Below are 22,509 nucleotides of genomic sequence, written 5' to 3' on the forward strand. Positions count from 1 at the left end.
CTCCGATCACTGAGGGGAGTTGGACGGGTGCCTGGTGTCATTGCCGCGGCGTCCCGCGGTGCGCTTCCGGGCGGGGCGCCTGGTTCAGTACGCTATCGACCGGACACCTAATACATTTCCCATTTCGGCAATCACGTGAGGTTTTCCCTCGTGTGAGTGACACCAACGCGCAGCTTTCCAAGGAAGGTCGGCCATTGGCCCCCAAGACCGCGACGAGTGCCCGCCGCCTCCGCCTCGGCACGGAGCTGCGCAGGCTCCGGGAGAGGGCAGGGCTGTCCGTCACCGAAGGGGCCCGTCAACTCGGCGTCAGCCAGGCCCAGCTCAGCAATATCGAAGCAAGTCGATTCGGCGTGAGTGCGGACAGGTTGCGGGCGCTGGCCCGCATCTACCGCTGCTCGGACACCGCCTACCTCGATGGCCTCATCGAGCTGGCCGGTGAGCGGAAGACCGGCTGGTGGGAGACCTTCCGCGAGATGCTGCCCGCCGCGCTGCTCGACCTGGCCGAGACCGAGCACTACGCCACCGCGCTCCAGGCAGCCAACACCGCGCACGTTCCCGGCCTGCTTCAACTCGCAGACCACGCACGCGCCATCTTCGAACTGGCTGTTCCCGAGTTCAGCCGCCGTGAGCTCGAACTACGCGTGAACTTCCGGCTCCAGCGCCAGGCGCTGTTGGACCAGGCGCCCCCGACGCCGTATCAGGCGATCATCCACGAAGCCGCACTCCGCGTACCCGTCGGTGGCACATCAGTCGCGAAACGCCAGTTGGGGCACCTGCTGGCCCAGAGCGAGCGCGACGGCATCACCATCCGGGTGATCCCCTTCGCCATCGGGGCCTACCCGGGGTCCGGCCAGACCTTCCTGTACGTCCATGGCGCCGTGCCCCGGCTCGACACGGTCTCCTTGGACCAGTCGCACGGACCCGCACTGGTCGACGCCGAAGCCGGACTGGACACCTACCGGAATCTGCTGCAACGGATGGAATCCGTGGCCCTGTCCCCGGAGAAGACCCGCGACTTCATCCACAACCTGGCCACTGAACTGTGAAAGGACCCGCATGACCTCCTACACATGGCAGAAGTCGTCCTACTGCGCCCAGGGCGAATCGTGTGTCCATGTCGCCGCCACGGCCCAGAAGTCCTCTTACTGTGCCCAAGGCGAAGCCTGCGTCCACATATCCACAGCCCCCCACGCCCACACCATCCACCTCACCGAATCCGCCGACCCCGCCCACACCGTCCTCTCCGCCACCCCCACCGCCTTCGCCGCCCTCCTCCGTACCCTCGGGCGGAACCCGGACGGCCGTCGCCCGCGTCCTCGCCTCTGACCGGATCCGATGCGGAGGGGGCTGCACATGAACGCGGGTCAGCAGACGGAGTTCCATGCATCGTGCGGGCACCTGATCTCGGCGCCGACCGACCGGGCCGGGCAGGACGTGCGCTGCCCCCACTGCCATCAGGTGGTCCGCGTCCCGCAGCCCGACGTTCCGTACGCCTCCCCCGTCCCCGTACCGGCCAGTGCCGTCGAGCCGGCCGCACTGACCGCCGTCTATGTGGTCGCGCTGCTCGGGGGACTCGCCGCGGCCTTCTACATCTACTTCCTCGCCTTCGACGACTTCTCCGAGTCCGAGCTGGTCTCGGTCACCCCGCTGTGGTTCTTCCCGATCGTCCTCGGGCTGTACGGGTTCGTCTCCCAGCGGCTGCTGCGCCGGATGGCGACGGGCGGCGCGCGAACCCTGCACGAGGCCGCCCGTATGTCGATCGACGTGGCCGGGCACTGGGCGGCCCTGGTCCTCTTCCCCTTCCTGGTGCTGAGGTGGCGCAGCTCGCTGCTCGTGTCGCTGGCGGCGGCGGTCTTCTGGGCCGTGCTGCTCCGGCTCTTCTTCGCTCTGGTCTTCCCGAGCCTCTAGGACACAATGCTCCGGTGAAGCACTCCTCGTTCGTCCGCATCGGCCCCGCTCATGACCGGCGGCCCCGCCCGGAACCCCGGCGGGCCGAGCCCGGTCGGTGGCCGAAGCTGGAGGCCGCGCTCGCGGTGGTCAACCGGGACCTGAGGGCGACCCTGCCGGACCAGGACGCCCTGGTGGTGATGTCCGCCCCCCATGGCTGCCGTCGCCCCCGCCCGCAATCGACAGGGGTCAGGTCTACGTGGCGATGGCCGACGGACGTTGGCACGGCAACGCGGTGAACGCGTGCGACCCGGAGGAGGGCGATCCGCCGGAGCGCAACAGGCACCCGCTCTCATCACCACGACGGCATCGGCGACCATGGAAGCAAGTGATGCAACAGCGCCTCGCGCGAAGGAGTCCACCGGACGATGCCTCGCCCCCATGACCTCCGCTTCCGTGCGACCACCGCCTTCCAGCGGCATGTCGCCAATCCGCTCATGCGCCGACTGCCGTTCCACACACTCCTGGAGACCACCGGGCGGGTCTCCGGGCAGCCCCGGCGCACCCCGCTGGGCGGGCGGCGGGTCGGTGACGCCTTCTGGCTGGTGTCGGAGTTCGGGGAGCGGTCGCAGTACGTCCGCAACATCAAGGCCGATCCCCGGGTACGGGTGCGGATAGCCGGGCGCTGGCACACCGGCACGGCCCATCTGCTGCCCGACGACGACCCGGTGGCGAGACTGCGGACCCTGCCCAAGGCCAACAGCACGGCCGTACGGGCCCTGGGGACGCGGTTGCTGACCGTGCGGGTGGACCTGGACCACTGAGGCCACGCCTTCGACGACCGGCGGACGACCCACAGGCGACCAGGCGGCGACCGGGCGGCGGAACATACCTCCACCCGGTCCCCCGCCCCGTCTCTCAGTCCCGCCGGATCAGTTCGGGATCGATGCGGCGGCCCACCAGCGGCAGCGAGCCCACCGCGGCCGCCGCCACGACGCCCAGCGCGGCGAGGGTCAGCAGCGGTATGCCCTCCACGTCCCAGCGGACCGCGCCGCCTCCGGTGATCAGATAGCTGGACTCGGCGAGCTTGCCGGTCACGAGTGCCAGGACGAGTCCGAGACCGAGCGGCAGCACGACCTGGGCGCACTGCACCGCCCGCATGGTCCTGGCCCGCGCGCCGATCAGGGTGACGGCGGTGACCTGGGAGCGGCGTTCGACGGCCCGGTCGGTGACGGACACCAGGAAGGCGGCCACCCCGATGACCAGGCCCATGATCATGCCCAGGGCCAGCAGGGTCTCGACCACGGAGATCTGCTCCAGCCCCTGGATGTTCAGTCCGACCAGCTCGATCTCGGCGATCGGGGCGACGGCGGCGATGCCGTCGAGGACAGCCCGTACCCGTTCGGGGTCGGAGCTGCTCGCGAGGACGAAGGTCGCATCGCTCGGGCGGGCGTCAGCGGGCAGAGCGGAGGGCGGGACGAGGAGATCGGCGCTTCCGACCGCGGACGCCTCATATCCCCGGTAGACGACCCGCTCGGTGGGCACGGTGAAGTTCCGTTTCTCGTCCCGTCCGGAGTCGGTGCGGAAGCTGAACGGGAACGACATGCCGGGTTCCACATCGGGGCCGGAGCGAGTGTTGACGAGCCGCAGCACCTTGCCGTCCACACAGCCCTCGGTGCGCACGGTCATCCGCTCCAACTCGGCGCAGGTGGCCACCAGGGCCGTGGCCGAGGAGGAAAAGGCCCTGGACTGGGAATCGTTGAGGTCGCGCCACGAGTCCATGAGGACGGTGTGCGCGCCGACCCCGGGGACCCTGGCGAGGTCCCGCTGCTGTTGCGCACTGAGCTTCGACAGGGGCAGGGAGTACTCCTGTACCGGGCTGTAGGGGCGGGTGACCTGTTCCAGCTGGATGAGGACGCCTTGCGCGAGTGAGGCCGCGTAGACGAGCAGGACCAGGCCGGTGACCACCCGCATCGTGCTGCCGGGCTCGGCCTCGTTGCGCCGCATCGCCAGGTTGAGGGTCAGGGACTGCGTGGTCCGCGCGACCCGGCTCGCCAGCGCGTATGACAGCAGCGGCAGGGTGAGTACAAGTCCTACGCCGGTCAGGACGACGCCGGCGACCACCAGCACCGCGTTCAGGCCGAGACTGGAGGCGGGGTGGCCCGTCAGGCCGCTGGCGCAGAAGCCGCACACGATGCCCAGGCCGCTGAGCAGCAGCAGACCGACCCACTTGGTCGGGGGCCGTGGTACCGCCGTACGCCGAACAGCGAGTGGGTTGGCGGTCGCTTCCCGGGCGCTCTTGCGGCCGACGAACCAGGCGAGGGCCGGGCAGCCGATCAGACAGATCGCGACGGTGGTCGCGGACACGGCGCCGTCGTCCGGGTACCACCTCAGTCCGGGCAGCCCGGCCCGGGACATCACCTGGTTGAGCACCCAGTACTCGCCCAGTCCGAGGACTGCGCCGAGCAGGGCGGCGACGACGGTCTCGGCGGCGTTCACCCGCTGGGTGCCCTTGCTGCTCAGGCCCAGCAGCCGCAGGGCCGCGAGACGACGCATCCGGCTGGCGGCGGAGAGCCGGGCGCAGACGGACAGGAAGATGCCCAGGGGCAGCAGGACCAGTGTGGCCAGGGCGAACCGGACGTCGGTGAGGGTGGAGGAGTCGACGGCGGGGAACGGGGCGTAGCTGTACCCGAACCCCTTCAGGGTGCGGCCCTCAGCTGCGATCTTCGCCCGTTCGGTACCAACGTACGCAAACAGCTCGTCGGGGTGTGACAGCCCGGCGGGGCCGATCACGCCAACCTCGCGGCCCGGCAGCAGACTCTTGACGGCGGGTGCCTCACGCAGTAGTTCGTGAACCCGCGGAGAGACGAAAACCTCACCCGGGGACGGCAGTTCACTCAGCCCAGGAGGCACCGAACGCACGCCCCTGGCTCCCTTGGCAACGAACAGACGGGTGAAGGAATGGGAGCCGTAGGAATCGTCGCGCTCCAGGACGAGCGTGCCACCCACCGGATTCTTTGTCGAGATGATGGGCTCTCGTGCGGCGGAGCGTGCGTCGTGGGCGTCGATGATCGCCGGGACAGTGAGCACGAGGGCGAGGCAGCACACCCCGATGGAGCCGCCGGCCGCCATCAGGAAGAAGCGGATGCGGTTGCCGCGGCCCGAGCCGAACAACAGGCGCAGGCCGAGCAGGAATTCGGTCACCGCGCACCTCGTCCGAGGACGCCGTCGGACATCGTGTAGTGGGTGTCGGCCTGCGCCGCGATGGCGGGGTCGTGGGTCACCAGGATGACGGCGGTGCCCTGCGACCGGGCGAGGTCGAGGAACTCCTTGAGGACGGCGTCGGCGTTGGCGCTGTCGAGCGACCCGGTCGGTTCGTCCGCGAAGACGACGGCGGGCCGGTGTACGAGGGAACGCGCGACGGCGACGCGCTGGCTCTGCCCGCCGGACACCTGGGCGGGTCGGCGTTCCCGCAGGTCACCGAGGCCGAGCCGTTCGAGGACCTCGCCGGCCGCCGCGAGGGCGGGGCGCTTGCGCTGCCCGGCCAGCCTGAGCGGCAGGGCGGTGTTCTCCTCGACGGTGAGCTCGGGAAGCAACTCGCCGTACTGGAAGACGAATCCGAAGCGTTCGCGGCGCAGCGTACTGATCTCGTCGTCGGTGAGATCGCCGAGCGTGCGCCCGTCGAACCGGACCTGACCACGGGTGACGGGCAGAACCCCGGCCAGGCAGTAGAGCAGCGAGGACTTGCCGGAACCGCTCTGCCCGGTGATCGCCACGACTTCCCCGGCCGAGACGGACAGCTGCGCGTCACGAACGGCGAGCTGACTGCCGTAGGAGAGGTCGACTCCCGTGGCAGTGAGTATGTCGGACATTCCTGTGCTTCCCCCAAGACGCGATGCGGGCCCAGGGTGTGCACCCCTGGGCCCGCAGCAAATTTTTCTCCCCGGCTGGTCATGGCCGGGGATCGACGGGAGATTAACAGGTGTCAACTCGCAAGGGCGGCACGGGCGGCACGGCTGATGGCGATCATCCGGGCCACACGATCGCCTGCACCTCGCTGTACGCGTGCAGCGCGTACGAGCCGACGTCGCGGCCCACTCCGCTCTTCTTGAAGCCGCCGAAGGGGGCCTCCATGTTGCGGGCGACCGTGTTGACGCCGACGCCGCCCGCCCGTAGCCGGCGGGCCACGCGGAAGGCGCGGGCCACGTCGCCGGAGAAGACGTAGTCGATGAGGCCGTAGTCGCTGTCGTTGGCCAGGGCCACGCCCTCGTCCTCCTCGTCGAAGGGGATGACGACGACCACCGGTCCGAAGATCTCCTCCCGGGCCACCCGCATGTCGTTGGTGCAGTCCGCGAGCAGGGTCGGGGGGACGTAGAAACCCCGGGAGGGGAGTGCCTGGCCCGCATCGTCCCCGGCCAGGACCGTCGCGCCCTCCTTGCGGCCGAGTTCGACGTACGACGCGACGCGGTCGCGGTGGGCGGCGGAGATCACCGGGCCGACCACCGTGTCCGGCAGCCGGGGGTCCCCCACCTTCAGCCGGGCCGCGTACCCGGCCAGCCGTTCCACCACCTCCCCGTACACCCCTCGTTGTGCGAGCACCCGGGTCGGGGCCGTGCAGATCTGTCCGCTGTAGAAGGAGAAGGTGGTGCCGATGCCGGCGACGGCCGAGCCCAGGTCCGCGTCGTCGAAGACGAGCGCCGCGCCCTTCCCGCCCAACTCCATGAGCTGGCGTTTCATCGCCCGCCCGCACACCTCGCCGATCCGCTGCCCGACCGCCGTCGAACCGGTGAAGCTCACCATGTCCACGTCCGGCGACTCCACGACCGCCTCGCCGACGGCGACCGCCTCCCCGGAGACCACGTTCACCACCCCGCGGGGCACCCCGGCCGCCTCCAGCGCCTCCGCCATCCGGTACACGGAGAGGGGGTCCTGCGGGGCGGGCTTCACCACCACCGTGTTGCCCATGGCCAGCGCGGGGGCGATCTTCCCGGCCGGGTTCGCCCAGGGGTTGTTGTACGAGGTGATGCAGGCGACGACGCCGACCGGCTGCCGTACGGCGAGCGCGCCCATCACGCCCGCCCGGCCCATCGGCCCCGACTCGTTGATCTGCGGTGCGATCGCCCACTCGGCGGGCTCCACGCGCGCGTACCGCCTGAAGCGGGCGGCGGCCACCCCCACCTGCATCCCGCGCGCGGTGCCGGTCGTGGCGCCGGTCTCGGCCCGGGCGAGGGAGGCGTACGGCTCCAGCCGGCCCCGGATGATGCCGGCGGCCCGGCCCAGGACCGCCGCCCGTTCCTCCGGTGCCGTGCGGGACCACGGACCGAAGGCCTCCCGGGCCGCCGCGCAGGCCGCGAGGGCCTGCTCCCGGGAGGCCTCCGGCGCTCCGCCGACGCTCTCCTCGGTCGCCGGGTCGGTCACCTCGTAGTGCCCGCCGTCCGGCTCGACCCACGCACCGGCGACGAACAGCCGCTGCCCGTCGCCCCCTCGGGGAAGAGGCCCGGAACTCACCGGGTGCTCACCGTCTCGGTGTCCCGGCCCGACCGCAGGACCCGCCCCGGCACCGCCCCGGTCACCGCGTCGTCGCGGATGGCCTCGACGCCGTTGACCCAGACCGCCCGTATCCCCAGCGCCCGCGAGTCCAGCCGGGGACTGTCACCCGGCAGGTCGTGCACCAGGGTGGCCTTGCCCGCGTCGATCCGCTCCGGGTCGAACAGGACGAGGTCCGCATGCCAGCCCTCCCGCACCCGCCCGCGCTCGCGCAGCCCGAACAGCCGCGCCGGGTCGTCGGTCAGCATCTTCACGGCCTGTTCCAGAGTCGCCAGCCGGCGTCCGCGCAGACAGTCCCCGAGGAAGCGGGTGGTGTACGGGGCCCCGCACATCCGGTCCAGGTGCGCGCCCGCGTCGGAGCCGCCGAGCAGGACGTCCTCGTGCTGCCAGGCCTCGGCGCGCAGGGACCAGGACGCGGGGTCGTTGTCGGTGGGCATCGGCCACAGGACCGTACGCAGCTCGTCGGCCACGCAGATCTCCACCAGGCAGGAGAACGGGTCCAGCCCCCGCTCCCGGGCGATGTCCGCCACCACGCGCCCGGTGAGCCCCTCGTTGGCCGCGCTGTACGTGTCGCCGATGACGTACCGCCCGAAGTCGGTCAGCCGCCGGAAGACGCCCGCCTCCTCGGACTCGGCGCGCCGCACCAGCTCGGCCCGTACGCCCGGGTCCCCCAAGCGCTCGATCCGCTGCGGCACCGGCAGCCCGAGCACCTCGCCCCACCCGGGGATCAGGTTCAGCGCGCAGAACGTGCCCAGGGACATGTTCATCGGCGTGAGGATCGGCATGGTGAGCGCCACCACCCGGCCGCCGGCCTTGCGCGCCCGCTCGCTCGCCGTCAGCTGCCGGGGCACCCGCTCCGGCACGGCCGAGTCGATCGTCAGGACGTTCCAGTTCAGGGGCCGTCCGGCCGCCGCGCTCATCTCCACGAACAGATCGATCTCGGCGTCGCTGAACTGGTCCAGGCATCCCGCGACGATCGCCTCGATCTGGGTCCCCTCGTGCTCGCCGACGGCCCGGGAGAGGGCCAGCAGCTCCTCGGGCGCCGCGTGCCGCGAGGCGACCGGCTGCCCGTCGCCGTCCGAGTGCGTCGACGACTGCGTGGTCGAGAATCCCCAGGCACCGGCGTCCATGGCCTCGTGCAGCAGCCCCACGATCGCCTCCAGCTGCGCCTCGCTGGGCCGGCCGCCGACGGCGTCCGCCCCCATCACGTACCGCCGCAGCGCGCAGTGCCCCACCATGAACCCGGCGTTGACGGCGATCCGCCCCTCCAGCGCGTCCAGGTACTCCCCGAACGAGCTCCAGGTCCACGGCGCCCCCTCCTCCAGCGCCACCAGCGACATCCCCTCCACCTTGGACATCATCCGGCGGGTGTAGTCGGCGTCCGAGGGCCGGGAGGGGTTGAGCGGCGCGAGGGTGAACCCGCAGTTCCCGGCGGCGACCGTGGTCACCCCGTGGTTGAGGGACGGGGTGGCGTAGGGGTCCCAGAAGAGCTGGGCGTCGTAGTGGGTGTGCGGGTCGACGAATCCGGGGGTGAGGACGAGCCCGGCCGCGTCCTCGGCCGTCCGGGACTCCTCGGTGATCGTGCCGACGACGGCGATCCGGCCGTCGCGGATACCGACGTCGGCGACGAAGGCAGCCGCGCCGGTCCCGTCGACGACGGTCGCACCTTTGATGACGTGATCAAGCATGGGGTTCCCTTTTCAACTCCGTGACTGAAAAGGGGGCGCGGGGAACTGCGCGACCAGCCACACCCCACCCGCACCCGCCGACGGCGATCAAGCGGCTTGACGGAACCGGGTCGTCCGGTGGACGGGGTCCGTGTCGATCTTCGGGATCACGTGCTCCCCGATCAGCCGGATCGTCTGCAACGTCTCCTCCTTCGGCACCCCCACCGGCAACCCGAAGGACAACTGGTCGGCCCCGGCCTGCTCCCACCGCTTGCACTGCCGCAGCACCTCGTCCGGATCCCCGCAGATCAGCAGCTCCTCCTCGACGAGCAGCTCCACGAACTCGGGCGTGTACGGGGGCAGCGTCTCCGGCCACACGGGGAAGCCCTCGGGCCGCGGGAAGGTGTCGTGGTACCGGAACACCAGCGACGGGAGGTAGTGCAGGCCGCCGTTGACGGCGATACGAATGGCCTCGTCGTGCGTGGGCGCGCAGATCGCCGTCGTCGTCACCATCACGTTGTCGTTGACGAAGTCGCCGACGGGTTCCGCGGTGACGATCGCGGTCTTGTACTTCTCCAGCACCCACTCCATGTCGGAGACCTTCTGGATGCTGAACCCGAGGACGCCGAGCCCCTTCCTCGCGGCCATCTCGTACGACGGCGGCGACCCGGCCGCGTACCACATCGCCGGATGGGACTTGCCGTACGGCTTGGGCAGCACCTTCCTCGGCGGGAGCTGCCAGTGCTTGCCCTGGAAGCCGGGGTACTCGTCCTGGAGCCACATCTTGGGGAACTCCGCGATGGTCTCCTCCCAGATCTCCTTGGTGTAGTTCATGTCGGTGATGCCGGGCAGGAAGCCGAGGATCTCGTGCGACCCGGCGCCCCGCCCGCTGCCGAACTCGAAGCGGTTCTCGCTGAGGTGGTCGAGCATGGCGACCTTCTCGGCGACCTTCACGGGGTGGTTCACCTGGGCGAGGGGGTTGAAGATGCCCGATCCGAGGTGGATCCGTTCCGTCGCGTGGGCGAGGTAGGCGAGGAACACCTCGTTGGCGGAGAGGTGGGAGTACTCCTCCAGGAAGTGGTGCTCGGACGCCCAGGCGTACTTGAAGCCGGACCGGTCCGCCTGGATGACGTACTCGGTCTCCTCCATCAGCGCCCTGTGCTCGGCGAGGGGGTCGGTCTCGGCGCGCTTACCCACGTATCCCTGTACAAAGAGCCCGAATTCCACGGAGGTTCACCGTCCCTGGATCAGTTTTCTGACACATCGTCAGTTTTGGAGACTCTGACACCGCCCGCATGCGGGGTCAATAGCTGACGGGCAGTCAGCTAGCGGTCAGATGACGCTGACCCCGGCCAGCCATCCCCCGTCGATCACGAACGGCTGCCCGGTGATGTACGAGGAGTCCTCCGCGGTGAGGAACAGCGCCAGCCGGGCCACCTCCTCGGCCCGCCCGATCCGGCCCAGTGGCACGAGCTTGCGGTAGAGCTGGTCCAGGGCCCGGGTGGTCTCCTCGGGGTCCGCGTCGGGGTCCAGCCGGGCCGGGTTGGACATCGCGGTGTCGATGGCGCCGGGGCACATCGCGTTGACCCGGATCCGGCGGGGCGCGAGCTCCAGGGCGGCGACCCGGGTGAGGCCGAGCACGGCGTGCTTGGTCGCCGCGTAGGCGCCGACCGCCGCCATGCCGGTGAGCCCGGTGTACGAGGCGGTGTTGACGATGGTGCCGCCGTCGGCGAGCTGGGGCGCGACCGTGCGCACGCCCAGGAAGCAGCCGACCTGGTTGACCTGCACGACCTGCATGAACTCGTCGAGGGGGGTGTCGACGAGGGCGTTGAAGCGCAGGATCCCGGCGTTGTTGACCAGCCCGTCGAGATGCCCGTACGTCTCCTTCGCGGCCCGTACGGCGGCGGTCCACTCCTCCTCGCGGCCGACGTCGAGGTGGACGTAGAGCGCGTCGATCTCCTCGGCGAGGGCCCGGCCCCGGTCGTCGAGGACGTCGGCGACGACGACCCGGGCGCCCTCCTCCCGGAACAGCCGCGCCTCCTGTTCGCCCTGCCCGCGGGCGGCGCCGGTGACCAGGACGACTCTTCCGTCGAGCTTGCCCATCTCAGTCTCCTCGCAGACGGGGGGCCACCTCGGCCACGAACGCGGTGATCTGGTCGGTGAGTTCGCCGCGGTCGCGGCAGCGGAAGCGGACCTGGATCTGGTCCACGCCCATCGCGGCGTAGGCGCCGAGGGACTCGGCGAGGGCCTCGGGGGGCCCGGTGAGGGTGCGGCGGCCGGTGTCCCAGGCGGGGGCGCCGACGTACAGGGGCTCGGTGATGGCGCCGACGGTGAAGGGGGTGTCGCCCTCCGGGTGCTCGCGCCGCAACCGCCGTATCCGCTCGATCTGGGCGGGCAGCCGGTCCCTGGGGTCGCCCTGGGGCAGCCAGCCGTCGCCCTTGAGCGCGGCCCGGCGGACCGCCGCCGGGGAGGAGCCGCCGACCCACAGCGGCACCCGCGCCTGGACCGGCCGGGGCCGCTGTCCGAGCCCCTCGAAGTCGTACCGCTTGCCGTGGTGGACCGGGAACTCCTCCGGCCCCAGCGCGGCCCGCAGGGCGTCGATCGTCTCGTCCAGCACGGCGCCCCGCCGCGCGAAGTCGGCCCCGAGCGCCTCGAACTCCTCGCGTACGTGTCCGGCGCCGACCCCGAGGATCAGCCGGCCGTCCGAGAGCGCGTCCAGGGTGGCGTACTGCTTGGCCGTGACGAGGGGGTGGCGCAGGCCGACCACCGCGACATGGCTGAGCAGCCGGATCCGCCCGGTGACGGCGGCCAGGTGGGCGAGGGTGGCCACGGGGTCGTACCAGACCGTGCTCATCGCGTCCGCGAGGCGGCGCGGGATCGCCACGTGGTCGCAGACGGCGAGGTAGGCGAAGCCGGCCCGGTCGGCGGCGCGGGCGATCTCGACGAGGTCGGCGGGGCCCGCGCCGGCCTCCCAGGGCTCGGCGAACATCGCGGACTGGGACTGGACCGGGAGCTGGATGCCGTAGGCGAGGCGCTGCGGTGGCCCCTCAAGGCTCACCGGGGGCTCCACAGGCCGTCGGGTGTCAGACCCAGCAGGTCGATGGCGTTGCCGCGCACGATCCGCTCGACGGCCTCCGGGTCCAGATGGCCCATCTGGGCCTCGCCGACCTCGCGGGACTTGGGCCAGGTGGAGTCGGAGTGGGGGTAGTCGGTCTCGTACAGGACGTTGCCGAGGCCGACGGAGTCCAGGTTGCGCAGGCCGAAGGCGTCGTCGAAGAAGCAGCCGTAGACGTGGTCGGCGAACAGCTCGGACGGCGGCCGGTGGACCTTGTCGGCGACCCCGCCCCACCCGCGGTTCTCCTCCCAGACCACGTCGGCGCGCTCCAGGATGTACGGGATCCACCCGATCTGGCCCTCCGCGTACATCACCTTCAGGTTCGGGAAGCGTTCGAACTTGCCGCTCATCAGCCAGTCGACCATCGAGAAGCAGCAGTTGGCGAAGGTGATGGTGGAGCCGACGGCGGGCGGCGCGTCCGCGGAGGTGGAGGGCATCCGGCTGGACGAGCCGATGTGCATGGCGACGACCGTGCCGGTCTCGTCGCAGGCGGCGAGGAACGGGTCCCAGTAGTCGGTGTGGACCGAGGGCAGGCCCAGGTGCGGGGGTATCTCGGAGAAGGCGACGGCGCGGACGCCGCGGGCGGCGTTGCGGCGGACCTCGGCGGCGGCCAGGTCGGCGTCCCACAGGGGGATGAGGGTGAGCGGGATCAGCCGGCCCCGGGCCTCGGGGCCGCACCACTCCTCCACCATCCAGTCGTTGTAGGCGCGCACACAGAGCAGGCCCAGCTCGTGGTCGGCGGCCTCGGTGAAGGTCTGGCCGCAGAACCGCGGGAAGGTGGGGAAACACACCGCGGACTGCACGTGGTTGACGTCCATGTCGGCGAGCCGGGAGGGGACGTCGTAGGAGCCGGGGCGCATCTGCTCGTAGGTGATGACCTCCAGCCTGATCTCGTCCCGGCTGAAGCCGACGGCGGTGTCGAGGCGGGTCAGGGGGCGCCGGAGGTCCTCGTAGACCCACCAGTCGCCGAGCGGGCCGTCGTCACCGGGTCCGCCCATGACGGGCTTGAAGTGGCCGCCGAGGAAGGTCATCTCCTTCAGCGGGGCGCGCACGACGCGCGGGCCGGTGTCGCGGTGCTTCTTCGGGAGCCGGTCCTGCCAGACGGTGGGGGGTTCGACGGTGTGGTCGTCGACGGAGATGATCAGCGGGAGAGGGGTCGTGGTGCCGGATGTGGTCTCCATGGGGGCACGGTAGCGCCGATCTGACGACCCGTCAGCTGTATCAGACGGGGTCGGAGTTGATCGACTCTGTGGAGAGGGGTGCGTCCCGGACGTGTGGGCCGGGCGGACTCGGGTGCGCCGCCCGCGATCGGCGTCCTGCGCGGCTGACGACTTCGGCGCCGACAAGGCAAGATGAACCGGTCATTCGGATGTCTAAGGGGAGCCCTGATGGACCACCGCGTAGGACCCGGCGGCCCGCGCGTGCCGGAGCAGAGACGTCCCGGCTCCCCCGGGGAACCGGCGGCGCTCCGCTTCGACGTGCTCGGCCCGGTGCGCGCACGGCGCGGCGAGGAGCAGCTGAACACCGGGTCCCCGCAGCAGCGGGCGCTGCTGGCCGCCCTGCTGCTGCGCGAGGGCCGTACCGCGACCGCGGGGGAGCTGATCGACGCACTCTGGGGCGAGGAGCCTCCGTCGCAGGCGCTGGCGGCGGTACGGACGTACGCCTCACGGCTGCGGAAGGTGCTGGACCCCGGGGTCCTGGTGAGCGAGTCCGGCGGGTACGCCGTGCGCGGCCTCGGCGAGGGCGCCCTCGATCTCGCGGTCGCGCAGGACCGGGCGGCCCAGGCGGAGAGGGCGCGCGCCTCGGGCGACCTGGACCGGGCCCGTGAGCACCTCAACGCGGTGCTGGGCCTGTGGGACGGAGAGGCCCTCGCCGGGGTCCCCGGCCCCTACGCGGAGACCCAGCGGGTCCGGCTGGAGGAGTGGCGGCTGGGACTGCTGGAGACGCGGCTGGACCTGGACCTGGAGCTGGGCTGCCACGCGGAGGCGGTCTCCGAGCTGACCGCGCTGACGGCCGCGCATCCGCTGCGCGAGCGGCTGCGGGAGCTGCTGATGCTGGCGCTGTACCGCAGCGGGCGGCAGGCGGAGGCGCTGGCGGTGTACGCGGACACCCGGCGGCTGCTCGCGGAGGAGCTGGGGGTGGACCCGCGCGCGGGGCTGCGGGAGCTCCAGCGCCGCATCCTCCAGGCGGACCCGGAGCTGGCGGAGCCCTCGGCCTCGCCGGCCGAGCCGGGGGTCGTGCGGGTGCGGCCCGCGCAACTCCCGGCGACTGTGCCCGACTTCACCGGCCGGGCGTCCTTCGTGACCGAGCTGAGCGAGCTGCTGGCCGAGTCCGGGGCGGGTGAGGGCACCGGACGGGTCATGGCGGTGTCGGCGCTGGCGGGCATCGGGGGCGTCGGCAAGACGACCCTCGCCGTGCACGTGGCCCACCGGGCCCGCACCGCCTTCCCCGACGGGCAGCTCTACGTCGACCTGCAGGGCGCCGGCGCACGGGCGGCGGAGCCGGAGACCGTCCTCGGCTCCTTCCTGCGCGCCCTCGGCACGGCGGACTCCGCGATCCCGGACTCCCTGGAGGACCGCGCGGCGCTGTACCGGTCGATGCTGGACGGCCGCCGGGTCCTGGTGCTGCTCGACAACGCGAAGGACGCGGCCCAGGTACGGCCGCTGCTGCCGGGCACGGAGGGCTGCGCGGCCCTGGTCACCTCCCGGGTGCGGATGGTCGACCTGGCGGGTGCGCACCTCGTCGACCTGGACGTGATGTCCCCCGACGAGGCGCTCGCCCTGTTCACGAGGATCGTCGGCGAGGAGCGGATGGCCTCCGAACGGGACGCCGCGCTGGACGTGGTGGCGGCCTGCGGCTTCCTGCCGCTGGCGATCCGCATCGCCGCCTCCCGCCTCGCGGCCCGCCGCACCTGGACGGTCGCGGTCCTCGCGGCCAAGCTCGCGGACGAGCGGCGGCGGCTGGACGAACTCCAGGCGGGGGACCTGGCGGTGAAGGCGACGTTCGAGCTGGGGTACGGCGCCCTGGACCCGAACCAGGCCCGGGCGTTCCGTCTGCTGGGCCTGGCGGACGGCCCGGACATCTCGCTGGCGGCGGCCGCGGCGGTGCTGAAGCTGCCGGTGGAGGAGGCGGAGGACCTGCTGGAGTCCCTCGTGGACACCTCCTTGCTGGAGTCGGCGGCTCCCGGCCGCTACCGCTACCACGACCTCGTACGCCTCTACGCGCGTGCCTGCGCGGAGCGGGACGAGCGGCCGCCGAGCGGGCGGGGCGGGGCTCTGTCGCGGTTGCTGGACTTCTACCTGGCGACGGCGAAGGGGGTCTACGCACTGGAACGGCCCGGCGACCGGGTGGTGGAGCATCTGGCGGCCGCCGAGTATCCGGGGCTGGCGTTCGAGAGCCGCCATCAGGCCCAGGACTGGCTGTACACCGAGGCCAACTGCCTGCTGGCCTGCGCCCGCCAGTCCGGTGGCGCCACGACGCTGAGGCGGGCGGTCGATCTCCTCTGGGCGAGCAAGGACCTGGCCGAGTCCGGTGCCAACGCGCGTCAGTACGAGGTGGCGGCACTGAGCCTGCGGGACGCGGCACATAAGGCGGGGGACATCCGCGCCGAGGGCCGCGCGCGAGCCGCCCTGACCAACGCCCATCTCGTGGCGGGCCGTTTCAAGGAGGCGGACGACGAGGCCAGGCAGGCCATGGAACTCGCCGCGCGGGCCGACGACCCGCTGCCCGGCTGCTGCGCGCCGAACGACCGCGGCATCATCGCCATCTACGAGAACCGGCACGCCGACGGCGAGCGCTATCTCCGGCAGGCGAGCGAGAACTTCCGGTCCGACGGCAACGACGTCGGCGAGGCGAGCGCGCTCTGCAATCTCTCCCGGATCCACCTGGCCACCGGCCGTACCGCCGAGGCCATCGAACTCGCCCAGCAGGGCATCGACATCTATGACCGCATGGGCCTGACGCTCCGGCTGGCCAACGGCCGCTACGCGCTGGGCATGGCCCTGACCCAGGCCGGCCGGCTGTCCGAGGCGCTGGAGCAGCTCACCGAAGCGCTGGCGCTGTTCCACGACAACCGCCAGCCTCTGTGGGAGGGCGTCACCCACTTCCGGATCGCCGAGGCCCATCTGGCGGCCCGTCGGGCCCCGCTCGCCGCGAGCCACGCGGAGCAGGCGATCGCCCTGCGGGGCATCGGCGGGGAGTGGCGGCGCGGGACGGTTCTCACCGTCCTGGGCCGGGCGCTGTCGGCGATGGGCCAGCAGGACAGGGCCAGGGCGTGCTGGCGGGAAGCCCTCTCCATCTACGAGCGGCTGGGCTCCTCCGAGGCCGGTGAAGTGCGTTCCCTGCTGACGCCCGCGGCCGCCGTGTAGCGATCCGGGGGCGTTCATCGTTCGTTTATCGCGGCTCGGCAGTGTGTGCACCGTCGATTCGTCGCGCCGGGGGGCGGACGGTTCGTCGCGAGGCCGCCCCCTTAGGGTGAGCGGCCGAACGTTGCCCGCCCGGTAGCACTCGGGGGAGTCGCCGGGGGGCCGCGCCCATCCTTGTGAGCTGAGATTCTGCCGGAGTTGACAACATGAGCCAGGCCGCAGAGAACGACGACGTCATCAAGCCGCTGGACAACCACGCCTCCGTCGTCGAGGAGGGTGTCCTCGCCAAGGCCGCGCGGAAGGAGACGTCCGAGGAGAAGATCACCACCCTCGACAACCACGCGTCGGGCGGGACGGCGAAGCTCCTCGACAACCACGCTTCGGACGAGACGGCCTGACGAAGGCCCGATCCGACGGGGATCGGCCGCGGTGGCGCGGAGGGGGCGCCACCGCGGCCGACGTGTGTCCCGCGCCGTGCTCTTTTCGGGGTTCACACCCGGCCCCGCAACTCTCCTTTCACGACCTTCCCGCTCGCGTTCCTCGGCAGCTCCCCCACGAACTCCACCGTCCTCGGCACCTTGTAGTTGGCCATCTCGCGGCGGGCCCAGGCGATGAGGTCGTCGGCGGTGAGGTGGGCGCCGGGGCGGCGGACGACGTAGGCCCTGCCGACCTCGCCGAGGCGGGGGTCCGGGACGCCGATGACGGCCACGTCCGTCACGTCCGGGTGCAGGCCGAGGAGTTGCTCTATCTCCGCCGGGTAGGCGTTGAAGCCGCCCACGATGAACATGTCCTTCAGCCGGTCGGTGATGCGCAGGTTGCCCGCCGGGTCCAGGACGCCGATGTCGCCCGTGCGCAGCCAGCCGTCGGGGGTCAGCACCTCCCGTGTGGCCGCCTCGTCCTCGTAGTAGCCGCGCATGACGTTGAAGCCCCGGACCAGGACCTCCCCGGGCCGGCCGGGGGGCGCCTCCACCCGGACCTCGGTGCCGGGGATCGCGCGGCCCGAGGTCGAGGCGATCACCGTGGGGTCGTCGCCGCGGCGGCACATCGTCACGATGCCGCTCGCCTCCGAGAGGCCGTACGCCGTGAGGACCGTCCCGACGCCCAGCTCGCCCCGCAGCCGTTCGACGAGCTGGAGGGGCACCACCGCCGCACCCGTCACCACCAGCCGCAACGCGGACAGGTCGTAGGTGTCCCTGGACGCGTGGTCCAGCAGGGACTGGTGGAGCGTGGGCGGGCCGGGCAGCACCGAGACCCGCTCCGCGGCCAGGTTCGCGAGGACCGTGTCCACGTTGAAGACCGGCTGCGGGATCATCGTCGCGCCCCGCATCAGAGAGGCGATCACGCCCGCCTTGTAGCCGAAGGTGTGGAAGAAGGGGTTGACGATGAGGTAGCGGTCGCCGTGGCGCAGACCGGCCAGATCGCTCCACACCTCGTACGCCCGCAGGGTCTGCGCGTGCGTGATCACCGCGCCCTTGGGGCGGCCCGTCGTGCCCGAGGTGAAGACGAGGTCCGAGGGCCGGTCCCCGCGCACCGAGTCCGCCCGGGTCCGCACCTCCCCCGCGCCCACGCCCTCCCCGCTCGCCAGGAAGTCCTTCCAGGTGCGGAAGTCGGCGGGTGCGTCGTCGGAGAGGACGACCACCTGTTCGAGGGCGGGGAGTCCGGGCAGGGGCCCGCGACCGCCCGAAGGACCTTCCCGCGCCGCCCGGCGCAGCGAGGCCACGTACGAGGTCCCGAGGAAGGTCCCCGTCACGAACAGCAGCCGGGCGCCGCTGCGGCGCAGCACGTCCGCCGCCTCCATGCCCTTGAACCGGGTGTTGAGCGGCACCAGCACCGCGCCCGCCGTGACCGCGCCCAGCGCCGCGACCATCCAGTCCAGGGAGTTGGGGGCCCAGATGCCGACCCGGTCGCCCGCCCGCACCCCGTTCGCCAGACAGGCCGCCGCCGCGCGCTCCACGCGGGCGCCGAGTTCGCCGTACGTGATCCGGGTCCGGCCCTCGACCACCGCCTCGGTGTCCGCGTACCTCTCGGCCGAGCGGCGCACCAGTTCGGGGATCGTCCCCCACTCCACGTCACCGCGCATGACCGGCCTCCCCAGTAGCTGACTACCCGTCAGATTAGCGGTAACCTGACGGCCTGTCAGCCGCGCTGACACCCAGTTGCCTGCCTTGCGGAGGTGCGTGCAGCGTGACCCTCAAGGACGCCACCGCGATCGTCGGCATCGGCCAGACGCGGTTCGCCAAGCACCTCCCCGAGAGCGAGAGGACCCTCGCCTGCCGTGCCGTCCTCGCCGCGCTCGACGACGCCGGGATCGCCCCGGACGAGGTCGACGCGCTCGCCTCCTACACGATGGAGGAGACCGACGAGGTCGAGCTGGCCAAGGCCGTCGGGTTCGGTGACCTGACCTTCTTCAGCAAGGTCGGCTTCGGGGGCGGCGGTTCGTGCGCGACCGTCGCGCATCTGGCCGCCGCCATCGCCTCCGGCCAGGCCACGGTCGGCGTCGCCTGGCGCTCCCGCAAGCGCGGCAGCGGCCCCCGCCCCTGGACCAACACCGCCGTCCAGCTTCCCACCCCGGCCCAGTGGACCCGCCCCTACGGCCTGCTGCGCCCGGCCGACGAGATAGCCATGCTGGCCCGCCGCTACATGCACGAGTACGGCGCGACCCGGGACCACCTCTTCAATGTGGCCCTCGCCTGCCGCAACCGGGCCAACCAGAACCCCGCCGCGATCATGTACGACCGCCCCCTCACCCGCGAGATGTACATGACCGCCCGCTGGATCAGCGAGCCCCTGTGCCTGTACGACAACTGCCTGGAGACGGACGGGGCGCTGGCCTGCGTACTCGTCGGCCGGGAACGGGCGCGGGACTGCCGGCAGCGGCCGGTGTACGTCCACTCCGCCGCCCAGGGCCTGCCCGCCCAGCACCACGGCATGGTCAACTACTGGAACGACGACCCGCTCACCGGTCCCGCGTGGACGGCGGCCCGCCACCTCTGGAAGCACTCCGACGTCACCCCCGCCGACGTCGACGTGGCCCAGATCTACGACGCGTTCACGGCCCTGGTCCCCCTCTCCCTGGAGGGCTACGGCTTCTGCGGCCGGGGCGAGGGCGGCGCGTTCACCGAGGGCGGCGCCCTGGAGATCGGCGGCCGGCTGCCCCTGAACACCGGCGGGGGCGGGCTCAGCGAGGCGTACGTGCACGGCTTCAACCTCATCAACGAGGGCGTACGGCAGCTGCGCGGCACCAGCACGGCCCAGGTCCCCGACGCCGCGACCTGCCTGGTCACGGCGGGCGAGGGGGTCCCCACCTCCGCCCTCCTCCTGAGGAGCTGACCACCCCATGCCTCTGCTGACCCCGGTCACCGACCCCGACGGCGCCCCCTTCTGGCAGTACGCCGCACAGGGCGAACTGCGCGTCCAGACCTGCGCCGACTGCGCCGAGCCCCGCTTCCCGCCCCGCCCCTGCTGCCCGCACTGCCAGTCCTTCGCGTGCGAGTGGCGGCCGATGTCCGGGCGGGGCCGTATCTGGTCGTACGTCGTCCCGCACCCGCCGCTGCTCCCCGAGTACGCGGCGCAGGCCCCGTACAACGTGATCCTCGTCGAACTCGCCGACGCGCCCCGGATCCGCCTGGTCGGCAACCTGGTCCGCGCGGCCGGAGCCCCTCTCGACTCCCTCTCCCCCGACCGGGTCCGGATCGGCGCCCGGGTGCAGGCGGTCTTCACCGCCGAGGGGCTCGTGCAGTGGGTCCTGGAGCGGCCGTGAGCGTGCGCCTGGAGGTGACCGAGAAGACCGGGGTCGCCGTCGTCACCCTCGACCGCCCGCACAGGCTGAACGCCATCGACCTGGACACCGCCCGGCGGCTCGCGCAGGTGTGGCGGGACCTGCGCTTCGACGACTCCGTCCGCGCCGTGGTCCTCACGGGGGCGGGGGTCCGGGCCTTCAGCACCGGCCTCGACCGGGACGCCGTCGTCCCGCAGCCCGCCTCCCCCTACATGCAGGACGACCCTCTCCTCACCATCGGCCCCAAGGCGAACGACCTCTGGAAGCCGGTGATCGCCGCCGTGGAGGGCATGGCCTGCGGGGGCGCCTTCTACCTCCTGGGCGAGTGCGAGTTCATCGTGGCCGGGGCGGACGCCGTCTTCTTCGACCCGCACACCACGTACGGCATGGTCAGCGCGTACGAGTCGGTGCTGATGGCGGGGCGGATGCCGTACGGCGAGGCCGCCCGCATGATGCTGATGGGCACCGCCGAACGGCTCTCCGCGCAGCGGGCCCACGCCGTCGGCCTGGTCTCCGAACTCACCGCCCCCGGCGAGGCACTGGGGGCCGCCACCGCCTGCGCCACGGTCATCGCCGCCCACCCGACCACCGGCGTCCAGGGCACGGTACGGGCCCTGTGGTCGGCTTCGGAGGCGTCCCGCGCGGCGGGCTGGTCCCAGGCGCCCCATCTCATCGCGCTCGGCAACCTGCCGGGTGAGGAGCAGGCGGAGTTGTTCGGGGGGCGGTCGGGAGCGCGGCCCCGGGTCCGCTGACCCACGGAGAAAGCCATGCATGCCGACCGCGCTTATATATACTGGATGTTAGCCTTGAATAAAGGAGTCCAGTATGAGTGTGACGACGATCGATCTTGATGACGACGCCCTCGAGAAGGCCATGCGTGTCGCCGGTGGCGGCACCAAGAAGGACGTGGTCAATGCCGCCCTCCGCGAGTACGCCGAACGCCACGAGCGGGCCGCACTCGTGGCCAAGCACTTCCGCGCCGCACAGCAGTGGGACTACGACGGCTGGCAGCGACGCCGCGCCGAGGACAAGCAGGACGGCGCGTGATCCACTACTTGCTCGACTCCTCGGGCCTGTGGCGCCTGCTGCGTGAGGAGCCGTTGCGGGACGCGTGGCTGGAGACCACCACCCTGCGGGCCATCGGCTCCTGCGCCGCCCAGAGGGCCGAGTTCCGGCGCTCGGCCCGCAACGTGACGGAGTACGAGGCCATGGGGCAGATGTTCACCGATCTCTACCCTGACGTGCCACTGCCGAAGAGGCTGTGGGACTGGGTCGACGCCGCCCAGTACACGCTCGCCGAGGGAGGAGCCCTTGGCGCCGCAGGTCCACTCGACCTGATGATCTGCGCGACAGCCGCGCACCACGGCCTGGTCGTACTCCATGACGACGCCGATTTCGTCACGGTCGCACGGTTTCTGCCCGATGTCGCGGAGCGGAACGTACGCAGCGTTCCAGACCTCTGAAGCGGAGGCGCCTGTCGGGGCAGGGGCTCAGCCCCCGTCCGTCCAGTCCTTCTCGCAGTGCACCGCGGCCATGACCTGCCTCCAGGCGGCCCAGCAGGCCGCACGGAGGCGGTCACCGACCGGCATTCCCGGCAGCGGCCGGGCGCCGGGGCGCGGAAGCCCTCCCGAGAAGCGCGAGCGCGTCGACGCCATCAAGGCGGAGATGGTCGACGCCGAGCGGGGCCATGAACTGGCCGCCCTCCGCAAGGCGCAAGGCTTCACCCAGGTGCAGGATAGTGCCGCCGCATGGGAATCGCGTGCCTCGCGGGATGTGGGTGGCGCTTCATCCGTCACGGCCAGGTGCGCTCGATGCGGTCGCCTCGTACCGCGTAGGCCGCGGGACCGCCCCTGGCCACTGCCCGGTGGATCGCCTCCCGGTGGGCGTCGAGCCGTTCGACCATCTCGGCGCTGCGGAGCTGCTGGTTGTCGAGGTAGAAAAGCACCGCCTCACGTACGAGGACGGGCTGGATCTCCAAGTCGCGGCTCTTGATCCGGCCGTCCTTCGAGAGGGGCACCCATGACCGTTCGAGGCCGTGGGTGATCCATTCCTCGTCGGGCACGTCCTGTCCGTCGTCGAGGAAGACATCCCCGATGCTGTGAACCGTCCAGCCGCACGCCCTCAGCCCTTCTGCCACTCGACGCCCGAGAT

The 22,509-nt window shown here is 71.7% G+C and carries 21 protein-coding genes; 11 read left to right on the forward strand and 10 right to left on the reverse strand.

Annotated elements, in window-relative coordinates:
- The first annotated feature begins 152 nt into the window (after window positions 1-152).
- From AQJ58_RS18145 to AQJ58_RS18160, 4 genes are all read left to right on the forward strand, one after another.
- Window positions 153-1,046 carry a helix-turn-helix domain-containing protein gene (locus AQJ58_RS18145; protein ID WP_234360085.1) on the forward strand — a complete coding sequence of 298 codons (894 nt, stop codon included), beginning with the start codon at window positions 153-155 and terminating at the stop codon, window positions 1,044-1,046.
- A 10-nt stretch (window positions 1,047-1,056) separates the two neighbouring features.
- Entirely contained in the window at window positions 1,057-1,326 is a 270-nt protein-coding gene (locus AQJ58_RS18150; RefSeq protein ID WP_067251344.1) for a DUF397 domain-containing protein, read from the forward strand.
- Between the two features lie 27 nt (window positions 1,327-1,353).
- Window positions 1,354-1,908 (forward strand): hypothetical protein, encoded by a 555-nt coding sequence (locus AQJ58_RS18155; RefSeq protein WP_067251346.1) that lies wholly within the window; start codon window positions 1,354-1,356, stop codon window positions 1,906-1,908.
- 407 nt (window positions 1,909-2,315) lie between these two features.
- Window positions 2,316-2,711: a nitroreductase family deazaflavin-dependent oxidoreductase gene (locus AQJ58_RS18160; protein WP_067251348.1), complete on the forward strand. Its 396-nt coding sequence runs from the start codon at window positions 2,316-2,318 to the stop codon at window positions 2,709-2,711.
- Window positions 2,712-2,805: 94 nt separating this feature from the next.
- On the opposite strand, the gene AQJ58_RS18165 is transcribed toward AQJ58_RS18160, so the two are convergent.
- From AQJ58_RS18165 to AQJ58_RS18200, 8 genes are all read right to left on the reverse strand, one after another.
- Complete coding sequence (locus tag AQJ58_RS18165; protein ID WP_067251350.1) at window positions 2,806-5,091, reverse strand: FtsX-like permease family protein; 2,286 nt, start codon at window positions 5,089-5,091, stop codon at window positions 2,806-2,808.
- Window positions 5,088-5,759 carry an ABC transporter ATP-binding protein gene (locus AQJ58_RS18170; RefSeq protein WP_067251352.1) on the reverse strand — a complete coding sequence of 224 codons (672 nt, stop codon included), beginning with the start codon at window positions 5,757-5,759 and terminating at the stop codon, window positions 5,088-5,090. Before AQJ58_RS18170 ends, AQJ58_RS18165 begins: the two co-directional genes overlap by 4 nt.
- A gap of 154 nt (window positions 5,760-5,913) precedes the next feature.
- The gene (locus AQJ58_RS18175; RefSeq protein WP_067251354.1) at window positions 5,914-7,395 is read right to left on the reverse strand and encodes an aldehyde dehydrogenase family protein; all 1,482 of its coding nucleotides are present in this window, start codon (window positions 7,393-7,395) and stop codon (window positions 5,914-5,916) included.
- A complete protein-coding gene (locus tag AQJ58_RS18180) occupies window positions 7,392-9,122 on the reverse strand; it encodes an N-acyl-D-amino-acid deacylase family protein (RefSeq protein ID WP_067251355.1) in 1,731 nt (576 codons plus the stop codon). Before AQJ58_RS18180 ends, AQJ58_RS18175 begins: the two co-directional genes overlap by 4 nt.
- Before the next feature lie 87 nt (window positions 9,123-9,209).
- Window positions 9,210-10,328 carry an LLM class flavin-dependent oxidoreductase gene (locus AQJ58_RS18185; RefSeq protein WP_079079009.1) on the reverse strand — a complete coding sequence of 373 codons (1,119 nt, stop codon included), beginning with the start codon at window positions 10,326-10,328 and terminating at the stop codon, window positions 9,210-9,212.
- Between the two features lie 105 nt (window positions 10,329-10,433).
- Complete coding sequence (locus AQJ58_RS18190) at window positions 10,434-11,204, reverse strand: SDR family NAD(P)-dependent oxidoreductase (protein WP_067251359.1); 771 nt, start codon at window positions 11,202-11,204, stop codon at window positions 10,434-10,436.
- A gap of 1 nt (window position 11,205) precedes the next feature.
- A complete protein-coding gene (locus AQJ58_RS18195) occupies window positions 11,206-12,090 on the reverse strand; it encodes a TIGR03619 family F420-dependent LLM class oxidoreductase (protein ID WP_067251821.1) in 885 nt (294 codons plus the stop codon).
- Window positions 12,091-12,155: 65 nt separating this feature from the next.
- On the reverse strand, window positions 12,156-13,397 hold the full coding sequence (locus AQJ58_RS18200; RefSeq protein WP_067251360.1) for an amidohydrolase family protein: 1,242 nt from the start codon (window positions 13,395-13,397) through the stop codon (window positions 12,156-12,158).
- A 207-nt stretch (window positions 13,398-13,604) separates the two neighbouring features.
- Between AQJ58_RS18200 and AQJ58_RS18205 the strand changes: the two genes are divergently transcribed.
- Window positions 13,605-16,583, forward strand: coding sequence for an SARP-family global regulator AfsR (locus tag AQJ58_RS18205; protein ID WP_067251362.1), 2,979 nt, complete (start codon window positions 13,605-13,607; stop codon window positions 16,581-16,583).
- 203 nt (window positions 16,584-16,786) lie between these two features.
- A complete protein-coding gene (locus tag AQJ58_RS18210) occupies window positions 16,787-16,978 on the forward strand; it encodes a hypothetical protein (RefSeq protein WP_067251363.1) in 192 nt (63 codons plus the stop codon).
- A gap of 92 nt (window positions 16,979-17,070) precedes the next feature.
- Here the strand turns inward: AQJ58_RS18210 and AQJ58_RS18215 are convergent, their stop codons facing one another.
- Window positions 17,071-18,660, reverse strand: coding sequence for a FadD3 family acyl-CoA ligase (locus tag AQJ58_RS18215; protein WP_067251365.1), 1,590 nt, complete (start codon window positions 18,658-18,660; stop codon window positions 17,071-17,073).
- A 104-nt stretch (window positions 18,661-18,764) separates the two neighbouring features.
- Between AQJ58_RS18215 and AQJ58_RS18220 the strand changes: the two genes are divergently transcribed.
- The 5 genes from AQJ58_RS18220 to AQJ58_RS18240 all read left to right on the forward strand — a co-directional run bounded on the left by AQJ58_RS18220 (window position 18,765) and on the right by AQJ58_RS18240 (window position 21,821).
- The gene (locus tag AQJ58_RS18220; RefSeq protein WP_067251367.1) at window positions 18,765-19,910 is read left to right on the forward strand and encodes a lipid-transfer protein; all 1,146 of its coding nucleotides are present in this window, start codon (window positions 18,765-18,767) and stop codon (window positions 19,908-19,910) included.
- Between the two features lie 13 nt (window positions 19,911-19,923).
- Window positions 19,924-20,340, forward strand: coding sequence for a Zn-ribbon domain-containing OB-fold protein (locus tag AQJ58_RS18225; protein WP_067251823.1), 417 nt, complete (start codon window positions 19,924-19,926; stop codon window positions 20,338-20,340).
- Complete coding sequence (locus tag AQJ58_RS18230; protein ID WP_079079010.1) at window positions 20,337-21,110, forward strand: enoyl-CoA hydratase/isomerase family protein; 774 nt, start codon at window positions 20,337-20,339, stop codon at window positions 21,108-21,110. The genes AQJ58_RS18225 and AQJ58_RS18230 overlap by 4 nt, the downstream gene beginning before the upstream one ends.
- Window positions 21,111-21,183: 73 nt before the next feature.
- The gene (locus tag AQJ58_RS18235; protein ID WP_067251370.1) at window positions 21,184-21,405 is read left to right on the forward strand and encodes a type II toxin-antitoxin system VapB family antitoxin; all 222 of its coding nucleotides are present in this window, start codon (window positions 21,184-21,186) and stop codon (window positions 21,403-21,405) included.
- Entirely contained in the window at window positions 21,402-21,821 is a 420-nt protein-coding gene (locus AQJ58_RS18240; protein ID WP_067251372.1) for a PIN domain-containing protein, read from the forward strand. Before AQJ58_RS18235 ends, AQJ58_RS18240 begins: the two co-directional genes overlap by 4 nt.
- Window positions 21,822-22,150: 329 nt before the next feature.
- On the opposite strand, the gene AQJ58_RS18245 is transcribed toward AQJ58_RS18240, so the two are convergent.
- A complete protein-coding gene (locus AQJ58_RS18245) occupies window positions 22,151-22,495 on the reverse strand; it encodes a PIN-like domain-containing protein (protein ID WP_234360086.1) in 345 nt (114 codons plus the stop codon).
- Window positions 22,496-22,509: the final 14 nt, after the last annotated feature.

Origin of the sequence: Streptomyces sp. DSM 15324, assembly GCF_001514285.1 — a bacterium.
In the GTDB taxonomy this organism is placed as follows: domain Bacteria; phylum Actinomycetota; class Actinomycetes; order Streptomycetales; family Streptomycetaceae; genus Streptomyces.